Source organism: Candidatus Uabimicrobium amorphum (genome assembly GCF_009002475.1).
Taxonomy (GTDB): Bacteria; Planctomycetota; Uabimicrobiia; order Uabimicrobiales; family Uabimicrobiaceae; genus Uabimicrobium; species Uabimicrobium amorphum.
Genome location: NZ_AP019860.1, coordinates 9,354,541 through 9,371,971 on the forward strand (window position 1 = coordinate 9,354,541; position 17,431 = coordinate 9,371,971).

The 17,431-nt window shown below is 38.8% G+C and carries 12 protein-coding genes; 7 read left to right on the forward strand and 5 right to left on the reverse strand.

What is annotated here, in order from left to right; all coding sequences use genetic code 11:
• Positions 1-48: 48 nt before the first annotated feature.
• On the reverse strand, positions 49-1,428 hold the full coding sequence (locus UABAM_RS32820; RefSeq protein ID WP_152021846.1) for an MBL fold metallo-hydrolase: 1,380 nt from the start codon (positions 1,426-1,428) through the stop codon (positions 49-51).
• A gap of 12 nt (positions 1,429-1,440) precedes the next feature.
• Entirely contained in the window at positions 1,441-2,733 is a 1,293-nt protein-coding gene (locus tag UABAM_RS32825) for an MGH1-like glycoside hydrolase domain-containing protein (protein ID WP_152021847.1), read from the reverse strand.
• 128 nt (positions 2,734-2,861) lie between these two features.
• Between UABAM_RS32825 and UABAM_RS32830 the strand changes: the two genes are divergently transcribed.
• Entirely contained in the window at positions 2,862-3,698 is an 837-nt protein-coding gene (locus UABAM_RS32830; protein ID WP_152021848.1) for an exonuclease/endonuclease/phosphatase family protein, read from the forward strand.
• A 39-nt stretch (positions 3,699-3,737) separates the two neighbouring features.
• Here UABAM_RS32830 and UABAM_RS32835 read toward each other — a convergent pair whose 3' ends face one another.
• From UABAM_RS32835 to UABAM_RS32845, 3 genes are all read right to left on the reverse strand, one after another.
• On the reverse strand, positions 3,738-4,352 hold the full coding sequence (locus UABAM_RS32835; protein ID WP_152021849.1) for an alpha-ketoglutarate-dependent dioxygenase AlkB family protein: 615 nt from the start codon (positions 4,350-4,352) through the stop codon (positions 3,738-3,740).
• Positions 4,330-4,722 carry an MAPEG family protein gene (locus tag UABAM_RS32840; RefSeq protein WP_152021850.1) on the reverse strand — a complete coding sequence of 131 codons (393 nt, stop codon included), beginning with the start codon at positions 4,720-4,722 and terminating at the stop codon, positions 4,330-4,332. The genes UABAM_RS32835 and UABAM_RS32840 overlap by 23 nt, the downstream gene beginning before the upstream one ends.
• A gap of 2,362 nt (positions 4,723-7,084) precedes the next feature.
• Positions 7,085-7,801 carry a helix-turn-helix domain-containing protein gene (locus UABAM_RS32845; RefSeq protein ID WP_152021851.1) on the reverse strand — a complete coding sequence of 239 codons (717 nt, stop codon included), beginning with the start codon at positions 7,799-7,801 and terminating at the stop codon, positions 7,085-7,087.
• 774 nt (positions 7,802-8,575) lie between these two features.
• Between UABAM_RS32845 and UABAM_RS32850 the strand changes: the two genes are divergently transcribed.
• From UABAM_RS32850 to UABAM_RS32875, 6 genes are read left to right on the forward strand one after another with little or no spacing between them, the layout of a single operon-like run.
• Complete coding sequence (locus tag UABAM_RS32850; RefSeq protein ID WP_152021852.1) at positions 8,576-10,876, forward strand: pentapeptide repeat-containing protein; 2,301 nt, start codon at positions 8,576-8,578, stop codon at positions 10,874-10,876.
• Between the two features lie 9 nt (positions 10,877-10,885).
• Positions 10,886-12,136 (forward strand): NAD(P)/FAD-dependent oxidoreductase, encoded by a 1,251-nt coding sequence (locus UABAM_RS32855; protein WP_152021853.1) that lies wholly within the window; start codon positions 10,886-10,888, stop codon positions 12,134-12,136.
• On the forward strand, positions 12,136-12,930 hold the full coding sequence (locus UABAM_RS32860; protein ID WP_152021854.1) for a DUF1365 domain-containing protein: 795 nt from the start codon (positions 12,136-12,138) through the stop codon (positions 12,928-12,930). Before UABAM_RS32855 ends, UABAM_RS32860 begins: the two co-directional genes overlap by 1 nt.
• An 8-nt stretch (positions 12,931-12,938) precedes the next feature.
• On the forward strand, positions 12,939-13,160 hold the full coding sequence (locus UABAM_RS32865) for a hypothetical protein (RefSeq protein ID WP_152021855.1): 222 nt from the start codon (positions 12,939-12,941) through the stop codon (positions 13,158-13,160).
• Between the two features lie 10 nt (positions 13,161-13,170).
• Positions 13,171-16,590, forward strand: coding sequence for a DUF1800 family protein (locus UABAM_RS32870; RefSeq protein WP_152021856.1), 3,420 nt, complete (start codon positions 13,171-13,173; stop codon positions 16,588-16,590).
• The gene (locus UABAM_RS32875) at positions 16,587-17,366 is read left to right on the forward strand and encodes a hypothetical protein (RefSeq protein WP_152021857.1); all 780 of its coding nucleotides are present in this window, start codon (positions 16,587-16,589) and stop codon (positions 17,364-17,366) included. The genes UABAM_RS32870 and UABAM_RS32875 overlap by 4 nt, the downstream gene beginning before the upstream one ends.
• Positions 17,367-17,431: the final 65 nt, after the last annotated feature.

Below are 17,431 nucleotides of genomic sequence, written 5' to 3' on the forward strand. Positions count from 1 at the left end.
AAAGTCCACAGGAGAGCGAAATACATCTAACTCGTACAGGGAAAGACGTCATTGGTTTGCGGGTGGCGGAGTGTAGCGGTTGCTGTGCCAGAAATTTGCTACGCTGTTTGTTAGAATATCTTTTTGTTGCGGTGCCGACACAATGTGTTGCGATTCATGAAAAGGTACAACGTGTGAACTTAGGACGTAGCCTTCAGAGCGAACGTCTCCTATGGCGATGAGTCTCTTTCCGTTAAACCATTTCCCCAAACGGAGCAACACACGGCGAATGGCGATGCATTGTACACTGGACGCTTCGACGTTGTAGTGTGTGCGGTCTTTTGTGTCTGTGGGATTTTTTTCGAATATATCTGCGGCTTTTTTGACTAACCAATCACACACCTGGTGGTTGTCTTGCAAAAAATGGTAATACGCGTCTTCGTAGAGCTGTAAGGCGCTGTTGTGCGTAATAAAATTATCTTGCCAGTGGTACACTATTTCCTCTGACGTATTTTCGCAAAATTGTAGCGGAGTTGTGGTTATTTCGTTTTCGGGAGGACTTGTGGCTTCGGCATATATGTGTCTCGGGTATCTCGATCTATACGGAACCAGGCACAGTTTGTCGCGTTGTTGTTGTGGAAGACGTGGTAAGATGTACATGTGTAGATTACACATTTCAAACTTACGCGGTAGGTGGCAAAAGGCCAGGGTTTTGCCGGTGAAGTTTTCTAGAATCGGAGCTAGTTGTGCTAGAGTGTTGTGCGTTACTCTGTTATCTGGTGGGGTAATACTCGGGTCGTATTGTAGGTAGTTTTCGACATGACTGCACTCTGTTATTAAAATTTCCGCATCTAAAATGTCGGGGCGGCGTGCGAAGAGATCGGTGTCGGTGTCAGAGGTATAGCAAAATATGGGGACTTCGTTGTGTTCGTGTACGTCTTCGCCACTGCGAATGGCGGCACGGATTTCGTCGGAGGTTTTCCCTTGGAAGTCGCTGCGTAGTTTTTTGCGCTTTTCTTTCACCATAAAGCCTATTGTTGGTAAGAAGTGCGTGGTGTAAAACGCTTCAACTACGCGGTTTTTCTCAATCTCTACGCGGTCGCCTTCGTCAAGACCAATGATTTCGTACTTCATGTCGTAGTCTTCGGCTACACAGATGGAGTGTACGAAGTCCTTTGTCTGTTGTACGCTTTTTTTGGGGACATATACTTGTGGGATTTGTGGGAGGAATTTTTGTCGCCACGAAATCCATGTGGGGAGTGCGATACAGTGGTCTTGATGAAGGTGACTTAAAAAAACGCGCGGGATGTAGCGCATTTGTTCGATACACCATCCGATATCAAAGATAGAGTTTAGTTGGGGAATCACTAACCACGTTACGCGTGAAGCCGCGCTATAACCGTTTACTTTCCATTTTCCGAGGGAAAATGTTACGCCTTCATCAAGCATTTTTTTGCCTTCCTATTCGTTGGTGTCGTTTAGTAAATCTAATACTAGTGCAGCGGTCCACGAGAAATTATCTGCTCCTAGGCCTTCGCCACTTATCGGGTGAAAGTATTCGTAAAAGCCTTGTTCGTCAACAATTTTTAAGATTTGTTCGCGGATTTTTGTGCTCCACTTTGTCAATCCATGCTTTTTTAATCCGCAGTAAATCGTCCAGTTGATGTTGATCCACATCGGTCCTTTCCAGTAGCAGTTGGGGACAAATTTTGCGCTCCACGGATATACGGAAGCGTGTAAGTTGGGGTATGGATACTCACTCATTTTTTGTTGATGTTGTTGCAAAAAGGTATTCACTTGCTGTTTGTATTGGTCGCTTACGTGGTCGGTTAGCAGAAAAAACAGCGCATACGGGCACTCTAAGGGTAGAAATTTTCGGTTGCATACATCGTAGTTGTGGTAGGGGAGAGTGTCATCACTGGTGGGGTCGTGGAACATTTTCTGCCAGTCAACATCTGTGGCAGTATTTGTGGGGATGTCCAGTGAACGCTGCATTTCTGCGAGCGACTGTTCTCCGGCGATAAAGAAAGCGGAAGCAAGAATGTCTTTTACTTGAAATGGATATTTTTTGCGAATAGTTTCGGGATCGTAGTTACAGGTTTTTAGGTGATCCACGAGCGTTAAGTAAGCATCGTAATCTTTGTGTGTTGGACGCATGCTGGGGTCGTCTACTTTTTCCAAATCACGGCGTAAATGATGCCATTTTTGTAGTTCTCCGATGTGTTGTAAGGGAAAATCCCACAATGGCGAATTGTCCATGCCAGATTCCCAGGGGTGGTATATGCTAATCGCTCCTTGCGAATTGCGGGTGTTGCGATAGAACGACTGAAGTTGGGCAACAGATGGCAAAATGGTACGTAGACGTTCTTGATCGTAACTTTGTAAATGTCGTAGTCCGCGTTGTAGGGCAAATGCCAATACCGGGGGTTGCGCAATACCGGAAGTTTTTACACTTTCCGGAGCGTCCCCAGATATACTACTTGCCCACACATCGGCGTTGGGGAAATATTGATCGCGGTATTTTTCTTCATTGTGGTAGATAATGTGTGGAAGAAAACCGTTTTGCCATTGTCCTTTTATTAGGTACTCTATTTCTTGCCAAAAATATTGTTCGTTTTGCATCGCGGCATAGCCAATGGCGATAAAGCCGGAATCCCAGTTCCATTGGAAGGGGTATAGTTTCTGTGAAGGAACCGTATAACCGTTTCTCCAGTTCATGTTTAGTATTTGTTGCGCGCGTTCTCTGAGTTCCATTTGTGCTCCTTGCAATGAAAAGGCGAATAACGTGAGAAAAATATTGCACACTTACACGATAATACCTAGAATATAATATATGTGAAGCATTATATCTTCTATTCTATCATTTTATAGTGAGGAAACTCATGTTGAAAAAATGGTGTGTGATTTTTTTCTGTCTGATCTTCGCTGTTCTTGCCGAAGATCTCAAAGTCATTTCTTGGAATGTCGAGTCGAGTGGCTCGAAAAATGAAGTAATTGCCGCACAAATTGAAGAGTTGGGCAAATACCATATCTGGGGATTTTCTGAAGTTCCCAGTAAAAGTGCAGCACAAATGTTCGCTGATGCTGCCGAAAAAGCCTCCTTCTTACATGAAAACCTAAACCTTGCAAAGACAAATGCCTTTATTTTCCCACGTAAAAGTGAATATAAAAGTATTGTCGGCACCACGGGAAATTCAGATAAACTTGTTATCGCTTATGACAGTAAACGTTTGCGAAAACTCGCTGACTTTGAGCTTCACCACATCAATATTGGTGGTCGTGTTCGTGCACCTGTTGTGGCAAAATTTCTCGATTTAAAAACGAATACGCGTTTTTACTTTATGGTCAATCACTTATACCGCGGTAATGAACAGGCACGACATGAACAGTCCATGTTACTGAATAAGTGGATTTCTGAACAGATTGAGCCGGTGATTTCTGTGGGAGACTACAACTACGATTGGCAAGTGAATAATGGCGATTTTGACCATGATAGAGGTTATGATTACCTTGTGGCGGGGAATGTGACTCAGTGGGTGCGTCCACAAAAATTAATTCGCACGCAAGATAGCAAATACAACAGTGTGTTGGATTTTGTCTTCTGTAATTATAATTTGTGGCAATCTAAGTCGAGAATCATTGTACGCAAAAATGATTTTCCCGATGACAAAACAACAAGTGACCATCGCCCGGTAGAAGCGATATTTTCTATACCTTAACGTTTGTTTTATCCACCTTGTGTTTAAGGTGGATAAAATTTACTTTGGATATGTCCAACGAAATGTCAAGTTAATACGCGGCTTTACCTCTTTTTGGGTTTTGGGAATACCATGTAACCAATAGTGTTGTGTTTGCGACTTCATCAGTAATAAACTTCCATTACCTAATTCTATCTCTACTTTTTCTATCGACTTGTCTTTTTTGTGTTTCAGGACAAATCGGCGTTTACCGCCAAAAGATAGCGATGCAATAAACGGGTTTTTCCCCAGTACTTTTTCGTCATCGGAGTGGTATCCCATCGAATCTTTACCATCGCGATAAAAATTTAGTAAGCAGCTATTAAATTTTTGTTGTGCGTACTCCTCTACGATCGTCTTTAATTCCTGAAGTTGCGGAGTCCACTTTCGCGAAGGTAAGGTAGAGCGTGAATATGTGTACTCCACGTCGCCATACCAGCAAATGAGCCGTGGTTGCAAGATTTTTTTGCCCATGATGAATATTTCTCGTCGCTCCCAAGGAATTTTTGCCGCCAAATATTCAAACCAGCCATTTGCATCCACTTCACTAAAAAAATCTTCGCAGTATTCGATATCTAGAAGATCTCTTTGTACGGTAACTTTACCTGTAGGATTAGAAAACTTTTGGGACGACATTTACCAAGATAACTCCAATTAGGCCAATCATGGTAACAAAAGTGAGAACGGTTCCAAAAAAACGACCGAAAGTAACGTTGGCACTTGATAAAAGTCCCCAAGGGTGTAGTATACGTGCAATAACAAGCGTAATTCCAAAGCCGTGTAGTACCATGTGACTTACGCCATTTCCTTCGGCGACAGCAAATAGTAAAATACAAATGGGGATAGTTTCAATGGCGTTTCCGTGTGAACGCATGGCGCAACGTAGACTCTCATTACCACCATCACCCAAACCGATTTTTTCTGAACGGCGATAACGAATAACATTCGCCATCAACATAAAGATGATCGTAGCGAGAATGGCTGTGTAAAGACCAGTGATTGGCATAAAATATTCCTTTCTTTACTCATTCTAATGTTTTTAGTGTTACTTTTATTATTTCATTATATGAGTACTAAATGATTAGAGTTAGATTTTTTACGATTTTGTTTATGGAAATATTTTACATAGACACCAGCAAAAAGCAAGTGTTTGCCGTATTTTTTCCGTATCGTATAGGAATATTTTATAATGTGTTTGTGAGAATGTTTGGAGTTCTACTTGCTGTCATTTTTTCTTCGAGAACTATGATTTTATATTGCAAACTTCTGACAATGTTATAAACATTGTTGCACACTCTGTCTTGGAAAGTAAGTGTTAGTAAATTTAATGCTGTATTTAGTTCAATAAAAAAAATTTTCTCCTAAATATTACCAGGTGCTCATGCTTTTTAGACCTATTTTCTAGTAAAATGAAAATATAAATATTCAGAAAAGATAGCTCAAATAATATTCAAAACAGCCGAAAATAATAAAAAATAAGCACCTTCACTTACAATACACATATAGATATGTCATAAATTACTCTAGCGCGTAAACAAGACTTAAATTCATCAAGTACATCTCGCTGGGAAAAAATCAATAAGTAATCGCGGATGATACCTCAATAGAAGCCACCAAAATCTTAAATATCACCCAGGAATTTTTTCGAGAGTATGATATCAATAATAGTTATGAATTCCATTAATGAGTATTAGACTTTTGTTTACGTATTACTTTTCATACAAGCTTTAGACGCGTGACGAAAAAATGACTAGAGTGACGTTGAGGCGTCTATTTACACTGTTTTTGAGTTTTTATCAATACTGAAATTATTATTTCTAAAGTAAAAAAAAGCCTGGAATCCCTTTTTTATAGAAGTTGGTACAGTAGTGTGCTATAATAATATTAGTCTAATGTTTTAATGTGGCACGATATTTGACTCTAAATAATAGTATTGCAATAAAAGGTGCAGTGTAGTGGTAACTACACTGCATTAAATACCAATTTTTTATTAAAAATGTTGTTTAGCAAAAAGTGCAATGTAGCGGTAACTACACAGTCACCAATGCTAAATTTTCGGTAAAAATAAATTACCTAGTTTACCAATAGATATATAGTCGTTGCAAAAATGCTGCATAGTATTGTTTGTAGCAAATAACATTAAGCAGATGGTAAATATAGGTAAGTATAAAAACAACAAGTATAGCCTTGAGCATGTCTTTCTCCTTTCTTGATTAAGATGTGCATTGATTCAATACAAAGATCGTGCCTGTTAAAAATGTTGTTTAGCAAAAAGTGCAATGTAGCGGTAACTACACAGGCACCAATGCTAAATTTTCGGTAAAAATAAATTACCTAGTTTACCAATAGATAGATAGTTGTTGCAAAAATGCTGCATAGTATTGTTTGTAACAAAATAACATTAAGCAGATGGCAAATATAGGTAAGTATAAAAACAACAAGTATAGCCTTGAGCATATCTTTCTCCTTTCTTGATTAAGATGTGCATTGATTCAATACAAAGATCGTGCCTGTTAAAAATGTTGTTTAGCAAAAAGTGCAATGTAGCGGTAACTACACAGGCACCAATGCTAAATTTTCGGTAAAAATAAATTACCTAGTTTACCAATAGATAGATAGTTGTTGCAAAAATGCTGCATAGTATTGTTTGTAACAAAATAACATTAAGCAGATGGCAAATATAGGTAAGTATAAAAACAACAAGTATAGCCTTGAGCATATCTTTCTCCTTTCTTGATTAAGATGTGCATTGATTCAATACAAAGATTGTGCCTGTTAAAAATGTTGTTTAGCAAAAAGTGCAATGTAGCGGTAACTACACAGGCACCAATGCTAAATTTTCGGTAAAAATAAATTACCTAGTTTACCAATAGATAGATAGTTGTTGCAAAAATGCTGCATAATATTGTTTGTAACAAAATAACATTAAGCAGATGGCAAATATAGGTAAGTATAAAAACAACAAGTATAGCCTTGAGCATATCTTTCTCCTTTCTTGATTAAGATGTGCATTGATTCAATACAAAGATTGTGCCTGTTAAAAATGTTGTTTAGCAAAAAGTGCAACGTAGCGGTAACTACACAGGCACCAATGCTAAATTTTCGGTAAAGAATGAATTACCTAGTTTAAATAGGTAGTCGTTGCAAAAATGCTGCACAGCATTGTTTGCAACATTGTAACATTAAGATTTGCACTAAAGATCGTCACGATCTTTAGTGTTAATTTTTTCACATATTCATATATAATCTTATATGATTCACACCTTCTGATAATTTACAATTCTGTGGAACTTAACCTAGAAATGAAGTAGGTTTTTAACACATTTCGATGCTTTTGTGGTATCTAAAACTCATACCTATCTACACTTTTAATTTGATGAATCTTCGTTTTGCTTATTTACAAACGCGGGCCATTCAAAATCTATTTTGGCGAAAACATCTAAAAATGCTTCTGTATTTGCTAATTGATCTACATACCCAACAATTCCGGTATTTATATTTTTGTCTGCTTTACGGTCAGTGATCAGAACGATGGGTACTTTTGTTGTATTCGTTTTTTGTAAAGAATTGAAAATTTTGCGACCATTTATCTTTTCTGAAGTCAGGCTAATGATAATTAAACTCACATCACAAGAGCGTTGCAAAAATTCAATGATCTCTTTTTCGTTGTATATATGAACTATGTGATATCTTGTGGGTAAGTGAAACATGGCTTCCTGGATCGAAATTTGCACATCTAGGTTATCCTCTGCAACAATTACTTTAAATTTATTTGCCGTGTTACTCGCTGTCATTTTTTCTTCGAGGGCTGTGATTTTATATTGCAAACTTCTGACAATGTTATAAACATTGTTATTTGTTAATGGGGTTCCATCGCTACGATTGATATCATACTCTGGAAAAAGTTCTTGGGTGATATTTAAGATTTTAGCGGCTTCTATTAAGGTATCACCCGCGATTACTTGTTGATTTTTTTCCCAACGAGATATACTCGAGGAATTTACGCCTAGTTTACGCGCTAGGGTAATTTGTGACATACCCATGCGTAATCTACCGCTTTTAAGTATTGCGCCTAAGTCTAGCATTGTATACTCCTAAAACGTCCCTTGTATTACGTATTTAATGTTTCAGAGTAGAGAAAGAGCTCTTAGCTATCATTCCGATACAAAAACTAGTAGATTTGCGGCATTAATTTTCTTATGCTTATATAAATTTCGTTATCTACTGTATTTGTAAATAAAGTGTTGTACACTTTATCCTTTTTATTATTTTCGGCTGTTTCAAATATTATTTGCATGATGTTCGTATAAAATTACAATATTTCTAAAATAAATATTCTGTTTTTTCACGAGGAAGTAGATTGTAATGTAGATTGTGAGATTGTATTGGTAAAGCTTTTAACCGTACGTGATTTTTGCATTTATGCTTAAACATACCGTAATTTTTTTGCACATTTCTCTAGGGTGTACTTAAATATTACTATAAACAAACATGCAAATACAATGCCGATTCAATTTTTTTTATGAAATTTACTTATTTTACTGATTGTGACGGAAAACAAAGTATACCTTGTAAGGTGTGTCTTCCCATTATTGACACTCTTAATTGAGAGTGCTGAAGCAGCTAAAATCTTTGCTATAAAAGGAATAAAGCTGTGAATGTACAATGAATGAGTTTCAAATAATGACATATCTTAGTATTAGCGAAATAACGAAGAACTATTTGCATATTTTCGTCTAAAAAAAATTTTCGCAAAATGAAAGATTTTCATTTTTTAGCAAAGACGTATTTTCGTCAGCTAGAGACGGTTTGACGTTGTAAAATGTGCGAATGTGTCAACGAAATGTAAAGGATGTATTATGAGTGATCTATGGGGTTGTAACAGCAATGAGCAAATGCATGATATCGATAACGAAAAAGTAAAGGAAATGCTTATTGCGGGAGAACCAATCGCAAATGCCAAGGTCGAAAGTGTTGTTTTACGTAACTGTACAATCCAAAAAATTGCGCTGCACAATTGTGAGATCGGCGAGTTGGATTTGTCTGGAAGTACGTGCTTAGATACAGTGATTATCAAAAATTGCACTATCGGCAAAACAAAACTTTCCTTGCAAGATCGCAAAGAAATGATTCTGCAAACGAGATTTAAACAACATGTTCGTATTGAGCATTGTAACTTTACGGATACTTTTGACTGTGTCCAAGGCCAATTTGAGGGCGAGTTTTCGTGTACGGCCCACTTTGCAGAAGATTTCTTGTTTAGGTTCAATCACTTTTACCAAGACATTGCTCTCAACGAAAGTGTATTTGCGAAAAACGTTAAAATAATTGCGTGTAACTTTGATGGTAACGTATGGATGCGCAAATTAGATGTTAAAAGCAATTTGTCTCTTAGCCGTGTTATTTTCAGTAAAAAGATGAACTTTGGCCAATCGACTTTTGAAAACTTAGTGCACGTAAATGCATGTACTTTTCATGACCGTGCAGGATGGAATAAAGTGTATGCTAAACAAAAAGTCGAGTTTTTGAAGTGTGCATTTCATGGTGAATTTGCTTCGCAAGGAAGTCATTATTTTACTATTTTTAATATGAATAAATGTAATATCAACGGTGTTGTTTCTTTGGCGAATACGACATTTGATAAGAAATTTAACTTAAGTAAGTCTTTTATTGGTAACCAGATCAATACAAAGGATACATTGTTTAACGGTGGATTTTTTCTCGACAACGTGAGTTGTGAAGGAACCTTAAATTTTAACAATACCATTTACCACCAAGATGTATTTTTTCGCAATAGTTACTTTGGCGGTGATGATCAGCAACTCAACTTTGCAGGAACCACTTTTCACAAATCCATAAACTTCGAAGGTTCGCAACTAAAGTCGGCGTTGATCAACTTTCATGGAGCGTGTTTCCATAAAGTTGGTTTTGAACAAACGACATGGGGGACGCAGAGCAGTAGTGTCGATTTTTCCAAGTGCACATTTAAACATAATCTAAGTTTAAAAAACGCGGCGTTTGTGGGCGAAGTAACTTTTAACGGTAGTGAGTTTGTCAATCGCGCTTGTTTTGACAAGGCTATTTTTCACCAAACGGCGTTTTTCCGTTTTTGCAAATTTAACGCAGTGTGTTCTTTTGAAGAAGCACAGTTTGTGAAACAATCTTATTTTGTGGGTTGTAAGTTCGCAGATGTTAATTTTATGAATAGCGAGTTTGAAGGCGCGGCGCGTTTTGCCACGGAAACATCGATTTCTAACTGCCCCGAAGATCAAAATGCGACAGTGTTTGACGGCGACGCTAACTTTGCCAATGCACGTTTTAATAAAAAAGCACTGTTTCAACAGGTTCGATTTGCGAAGCAGGCAAAGTTTAATAACGTTTATTTTGGAGAACAAATTAGTTTTCGCAATGCACAGTTTGCCGAAGATGCCGTTTTTTCGGGAGCGTTTTGTAGTTTGGAGTTGGATTTGCGCAAAATAAATGTGGCGCAAGAACTGACTCTAAAGGGAGCGAATATCAATCGTCGCCTAAACCTTGCTGAGGCTTCTTTTGATCAAATCTCTTTCTACAATATGGTCACCGATGTGATCGCGATTGTTCCACAGCAGATCGATGGAAAACTACGTGGAGATAAGCATGACAATAATTCTATGGACGTAGAGAGAACCTCACAGGAGTACTTGGCGCTAAAGAAAAGTTTCTCCATCCAAGGTATGCATGATGAAGAAGATTGGGCGTACTGGAAATTCCGTCGTAATAAAAGACATCACAGTTCGATAAAAGCAAAGCAGAATAAGAATATTTTTGTTTTGGCAAAAAACACTTTTGAAAAAATTCTTATTGACTATGGAAGTAACTATGGTACGCACCCTTTCCGCATTACCTTTCTCGCCGGATTTTTGATTGCGGCATTTGGAACATTTTACTGGATGTTTCCCGATCAACTTATTCTCGAAGGGGATGAGATTACGAAGGGGCAGCATCCTACGTTAAGTCAATGTATTTATTTTTCGGTAATGGCCTTTACAACGATGGGTTTTGGAGACATACATCCTGATTTTTATGGTTGGCTAAAAGCTGTTGTCGCTTTTGAGGCGTTGGTGGGAATCATTACCATGACGTTGTTTGTTGGTACGTATGCAAGAAAAATAGTTCGTTAGGTTGGAAGAATGCAAAAATTAGCTATTATAGGCTCTGGAATATCTGGTATTGCTAGTGCTTATTATTTAAGAAACGATTATGATATTACGATTTTTGAAAAAGAAAATTATTTGGGAGGACACACAAATACCATTGCGGTCAAAGAAAATGGTAAAGAGTACAACATTGATACGGGATTTATCGTTTACAATGAGGTTACATATCCTAATTTGACAAAACTTTTTGAAGAACTAGAGGTCGAGACGCAAGCGAGTAACATGTCTTTTAGTTTGTATAACTTAAAAACGAAACTACAGTTTTGTGGTGCGGGTTTACCGGGTATTTTTGCACAGCGTAGCAATGCGCTGCGCTTTGAATACTGGCGTTTCATTGTACAAATTATGCGTTTTTTTAAAACTTCGGTAGAAGATCTAAAGCGAAGTAGTATGGACCTACCTCTTGGAGTATATTTGAAAAAAAGACGCTACACAAAATACTTTGTGGAAAATTACATCGTGCCAATGAGTTCGGCTATTTGGTCGACACCTATGGAAAAAATGATGGCGTTTCCTGCGCGCACTTTAATTGAGTTTTTTCGCAACCACGGTCTTTTAGGTGTAGACACTCATCATCCGTGGCGGACCGTGAAAGGCGGTTCTTGGAGTTATATTAAAAATATACGCGCGAAAATGCCGCAGATGAAAGTGCACAATAACAGTCCTGTGCAATCTGTGTGTCGTGATCGCAATGGTGTGGTGGTTTGCACAAAACATGAAAAATACAAATTTGATAAGGTGCTGTTGGCCACACATGCCGACCAAGCTTTGCGTATGCTGAAAGATGCCTCGGCGAAAGAACAAAATATTTTAGGATGTTTTAAATATCAAAAAAATAAAGCGGTTTTACATTTTGATGAGAGTACCATGCCGCCGTTGCGTAGTATTTGGAGTGCCTGGAACTACAAAATTCTTCCCAATTCTCCGGAACACACTACGACCACAACATACTACATGAATCGTTTACAAAATTTAAAAACAACGCGTAATTACTTTGTATCTATCAACGAATTCATGCCGATAGATCCACAAAAAATTGTATACGAAACAGATTATGAGCATCCTCTGTTCTGCATGGATGCCATCAACGCGCAAAAACACTTAGGAGAACTACAGCAAAATGGGCAAGTGTATTTTGCCGGTAGCTATTTTGGCTATGGTTTTCATGAGGATGGTTTACGTGCGGCATTAAGTGCCAGTAAACTTTTGAAGAGAAAAGACTAATGCAAAGCTCGTGTATATATGAAGGACAAGTTGTCCATAATCGCGTTTCTCCTTTAAAGAATAAGTTCACTTATAATGTGTATATGATGTATGTAGATTTAGACGAAATCACTTCTTTGGCAAAAGAAATGTGGTGTATAGGGCTAAATAAGTTGCGTCTATTCTCTTTTTATGAAAAAGACTATTTGTGGTGTGAAAAAAATGGGTTGCCTTTGAAGGAACGATTCCAAAAATTTTTGCAACACAACGGCATTACAAAAGCACATCGTGTATATTTATTGACGAATATGCGTATTGTTGGTTATGTGTTCAATCCTGTTAGTTTTTATTTTTGTTTTGATGAAAACGAAAATTTGTATCATATCGTTGCCGAAGTAACCAACACTTTCTCCGAACAAAAATATTATCATATTCCTACGCAAAAAAAAGAGGGAAATGTTTACCGATATCGCGACGTAAAGGACTTTTACATCTCGCCCTTTGTCGACAGTGAGACAAATTTGAAATTTTTTTTCCAGACACCCGATGAAGATCTCAAGGCGTGTATTCATACACTAAGTGACGATAAACCTATTGTAAAAACGGCTTTGTCTTTAAAAAAAATTGCAATGAATAATCGCTCTTTGGTGAGGATGTTTTTTAAATACCCTCATATGACGTGGAAGGTAGTTTTTTTTATTCATTACCAAGCCTTTCGCTTGTGGTGGAAAAAAGTTCCTTTTTTTACAAAAAAGGCCATTGATAATAAAATGACAAATGAACAAAAAGCGCAGATTGTTAAAAAGCAAAGTTAGGATGGCAGATGGAAGAAATTTCTATTGAAGAAGTTGCAATGTTATACGAGGCGATTGCCGATGAGTTAGAGATGGCAGCACGTCACTGTCACGCTGCCGCAAAACGTTTTCGCGAACAGCAAGTTCCGCGAGGCTGCTCGCATGGTTTTGCTGTGCACGGTCATTTACAATGTGCACAGAAAATTTTAAATAAAGTAGCGGAAATTCATGCTTCTAAATCTCATGTTTAGGAAATAGATTGTGAAATTTGTATTGATATTTTTGTTATTCACTGTCGTTTACAGTGATGATTTTGCATTTGTATGTACAAAAACAGTTGTTGCGGAAAATGAAACGCGTATGATCGCTATTCGCAGTAAAAAGAAAGCCGTGCAGAATCAACCTCTTGTTGTAAGTAGCACTAACCCTGAATGTGTAATGGTTATTGAACAACCTACTTTTCTTAAGGAATATGACTTAGCGTACGTACGTATAAGAGGTCAAAAAGTTGGTACGACAAAACTTACTTTGGCAAATAATCATCAGCTTGAGATCACTTGCACAGCAAAAAATAGCAATGTTCAACTCAATATTATCACTCCGATTACGGGGAGTAGCGTGTGTGGGAAGTTTACGGTCGCGGTTGATGTCAGTGCGTATGATGAATCACAAAAGGCAAGCGTATCGTTACATACAAATTCACATGTATTTACCGCAAACAAGATTTTGCGTTTAGATGCATACCACAGTCGTTACTTATTTAATGTAGACAGTTCGTTGCTACCCGAAACATGTGATTTATTTGCGCGATGCAATGATGTGGTGAGTGAGCGCGTCGCCGTTTCTGTGGCGAAGCATGTGGTAAAGCGCGGAGAGTGTGAAGATGACTATGTAACTAGTGCACAACAGCGTTTTGGTCGCGGTGGTAAGTTTAAAGTGGCATCACACCCCGAAGCTGGTGGAGAGAAGTACATTTTCTGTGCAAGCGTATATCCCGCATGGAGTTTTGAGTACAATTGTCCTTCTCCAGGCCGTTATCAGCTTTTGTTGCGCGCGAAAGGAGATTTGGCAGGAGGGGAATTTCCTGCGGTTAATATATACGCAAACGATCAACAAGCACTCCTCACAGGTGGGCAAATAGTGGATAGTAACTGGCATCGTGTTGCCATTGGCAAACCGTTTGCTCTCGACAAAGGAAAAAACGTAATCACCGTGTTTTTTGCCAACGACTTTTTTGCAACACCTTGGGCGGATCGCAATTTGATGCTGGATCAATACGAATTAGTTTCTGTGGACAACACGGCGAATAGTTCGATGATGATGATGCAAAAACCAACAAATCGTCACCAAGTGAAAATAGCTTTAGACAGTGTTTTTGACGGGGAAGTTGTGACGGGGTGTACTTTCCTGCAAGGAAATTGTATTACTTCATCGCAAATTGCTCCAATAGTGAAACTTCACATCAATGACAAAGTTTTTTGTGAGCAGCAGGGATATGACATCTTTTTTCCGGTATTTCGCGAAAGTTTACGCCAAGGAGAGAATAGCGTGTATCTTAGCGCCCAGATCGAAGGAGGGGTGACATATACAGGTGAAAAGCAAACTTTAATAAATCCACAAAAATTGAGTTCGCCCACACCGAAGTTTTATCGATTTCCTTCTGCGAGCCCCTACTGGAGTGACGAAAAGAAAATGGTAAAAACACAAGGGAAGAATCACCCGGTGTTGTTTTTTGCCACGAACAAAACATATACGCTAAAGCTTCCCGAAAACATCCGTGGAAATTTTCGCGTGTATGTCGAAGCCAAGGGGCAAGATTTTCGCGGACGAGCTAAGTTACAAGTCAGTGTTGACGATAAAAAGTTACCCGTGGTAGAAATACCTCGCTATTGGGGTATGCGCGAATTAGGTCATGTGCAAATTATTAAAGGTAATCTACAGCTTTCTTTTGTTAACGATGCTTTCGAAGAAGGAATTGGGGATCGCAATTTGTTTGTCAATGCCATTATGCTAGTAGAGATTATGCCACCAGATGAAACACCTCCTAATGTACGTATCGTACACCCACAACAAGACGAAGTAGTCCACAGCAGCGATGTTGTTGTCGCGGAGATTTGTGACAATGACTTGGTTGGTGTTACAAACATCTACGTGAACGGACAATCCAAAAACATGAGTTTGCAACGTTTGGGGCGTGCAGGCCACTATGTTTTTCCATTACCACTTACAAATTTAAAGCCCGGAAAACATCGCGTTTTTGTACGTGCGACGGACGTCGTTGGTAATGTGGCAGAAAGTAAGGAAGTCACCTTTATTGTTGCAGAAGAAAAGCCTGTAAGTGGTACAAAATATAGTCGTGCTGTGGCACTGCTCAATCGCTTTGCTCATGGCCCCGAGTTTTCGCAGTTGGCAAAGTTGTTGGCTGTGGGCGAAAAAAATTGGTTGACGCAGCAATTAGATGTATGTGAAGACGTTAGAGATCGAATAGTTTACACACGTGTCATGAAGCAGTTTCCTATTGGTTCATTGTATGCCATTCAACAACGCGCGTTGTTGCAACTACTACTTACGTCAAATCCTGTACATGCACGTTTTGTGATGTGGGCTCAAAATCATTTTTCCACATGGATTCGCAAAACACAGGCGGCAGAAAAGTGGAAAGAGCATCAACGTTTTTACCAACATGGTGTGGGTCGCTTTTACGATTTATTGTTACTATCTGCAACAAGTCCAGCGATGTTATTTTATTTAGATCAGGATGGTAGTTTCGCCAATCGCATCAATGAGAACTATGCACGAGAGATTATGGAGCTTCATACCTTAGGAGTAAATGGTGGTTATACTCAGCAAGATGTTACTGCCTTAGCTCGTCTCCTCACTGGTTGGACCTGTGCAGCAATTATACGCAGTAAGTTTGGTGGAATAAATCGCGAACAGCGTTTTGCGGCGATTTTGAATAGTGGCAAAGAAGAGGTGATTCTCGGTGTGCGTTTTCCTGTGGCTTCTGGTTGTGATAAAGCACCAAGAGTGTTGCGCGCTTTGGAACTTCTCGCGGCACACCCTAGTACCGCGCGGTTTGTTTGCCAAAAATTTGCCAAGCATTACGTTTCTTCACCTGTTCCCGAAGAGTTGGTAGATGATCTTGTGGAGGTTTTCCATGAAAGTTATGGCGATTTTAATAAGATTCTATTAACGCTTAGTGAACATCCACTTTTTTGGAAGGATGCCTTAAGGTGTAAGAAATTCGCTAATCCTCAAGACTATGCTATGCGGATGGCGCGTAGTGTTGAGCTAAAGTTTCCCGGGTTTCTGACGCGCTACTTGGCGAATAGCGGTATGTCCCTTTTTGACTGTGCAACCCCAGATGGTTATTCCGAAGATCCACAATCTTACACGGATTCCAATATGATTTTACAACGCTGGCGGTTAAGTAGCGATCTCGTCAATCAACTGTTTCAGTTAGTTCCTGGACCATGGCGTAGAGCATATGCCGTGAGTAATCGCGAATTTTTACAAGAGGCAATTGACATTATCGCTATGCGTATCACTGGTGATGTTTTGGGAGAGAAGTCGCGAAAACTCGCCGAGAAAATCATTGACAAACCGCATGAAAATCATCGCAAAAAATTACGCGAATTAATCATCTTTATTACCAAATTACCAGAAATGAATTTTAAATGATTAAGGTACTCTTTATTGTAAGTCTTTGTTGGTGTCTGGGCTGTCAGAGCCCAGCGCCGCAGAAACCACCCAAGCCTCTTTTCGAACATTTTGCCCCGCGTAAAGATACGAAAAACCCTGCTTGGGGAAATAAATTGCAAGATATTAAAAATCACGAGGTATTTTACGAAAATAATTTCGAAGACTTAGTGACGACAGCGCATGAAGCGACGCATGACATTAGCATACACTTTCGCATGAATGAGCAGAAATACTATGCGAATAAAATCAACGCTTTTTACGTTTTCGACAATCATGTGGCGATTATCGAAAACCCACCTGTCCCACTATCGAAAGTATATGCGTTTATTCCCAAGGTACTGCGAGGAGAATTATTCGCCCACTACTTTCCTAGCCCTGATTACGAAAATAATCCACTATATATTTGGGAAGAATGGGTCGCATACACTAATGGCGCTGAAGTGGGTTTAGATTTAGTGCAAAATGAGTTGTGGAAACAAGGACGTCGCGACACTTTGCTTGCTATGTTGGAATTTTTAGTATATTCAGCGGCCTTAGTACAAGCAGCACAACAGCTATCTCCACAGTACTACAAAGAGTATGAAAATTTTCGTAAATTTTTTGCATGGAATGCGCAGCGTACGTGGCGTGTTTATAAGCAAGCACGTGATCTTGCTCCATTTGATAACAAATCGCACCGCGAATATTTACAAATTTTGCAAAGTAATCAAAGTGCGGTGCCATTGTTTTCGCTTATACAAGAATATATGAAGTGAATGGTACACTAGATGAACTTCACGATTCTATTTTGATTTCCCTTTCGAAACAAATATGATTTCGA

Coding starts and splice junctions, on each gene's coding strand:
- UABAM_RS32830 (WP_152021848.1), top strand. CDS start 2,862: ATGTTGAAAAAATGGTGTGTGATTTTTTTCTGTCTGATCTTCGCTGTT.
- UABAM_RS32865 (WP_152021855.1), top strand. CDS start 12,939: ATGGAAGAAATTTCTATTGAAGAAGTTGCAATGTTATACGAGGCGATT.
- UABAM_RS32840 (WP_152021850.1), bottom strand. CDS start 4,722: ATGCCAATCACTGGTCTTTACACAGCCATTCTCGCTACGATCATCTTT.
- UABAM_RS32820 (WP_152021846.1), bottom strand. CDS start 1,428: ATGCTTGATGAAGGCGTAACATTTTCCCTCGGAAAATGGAAAGTAAAC.
- UABAM_RS32855 (WP_152021853.1), top strand. CDS start 10,886: ATGCAAAAATTAGCTATTATAGGCTCTGGAATATCTGGTATTGCTAGT.
- UABAM_RS32860 (WP_152021854.1), top strand. CDS start 12,136: ATGCAAAGCTCGTGTATATATGAAGGACAAGTTGTCCATAATCGCGTT.
- UABAM_RS32850 (WP_152021852.1), top strand. CDS start 8,576: ATGAGTGATCTATGGGGTTGTAACAGCAATGAGCAAATGCATGATATC.
- UABAM_RS32835 (WP_152021849.1), bottom strand. CDS start 4,352: ATGTCGTCCCAAAAGTTTTCTAATCCTACAGGTAAAGTTACCGTACAA.
- UABAM_RS32875 (WP_152021857.1), top strand. CDS start 16,587: ATGATTAAGGTACTCTTTATTGTAAGTCTTTGTTGGTGTCTGGGCTGT.
- UABAM_RS32825 (WP_152021847.1), bottom strand. CDS start 2,733: ATGGAACTCAGAGAACGCGCGCAACAAATACTAAACATGAACTGGAGA.
- UABAM_RS32845 (WP_152021851.1), bottom strand. CDS start 7,801: ATGCTAGACTTAGGCGCAATACTTAAAAGCGGTAGATTACGCATGGGT.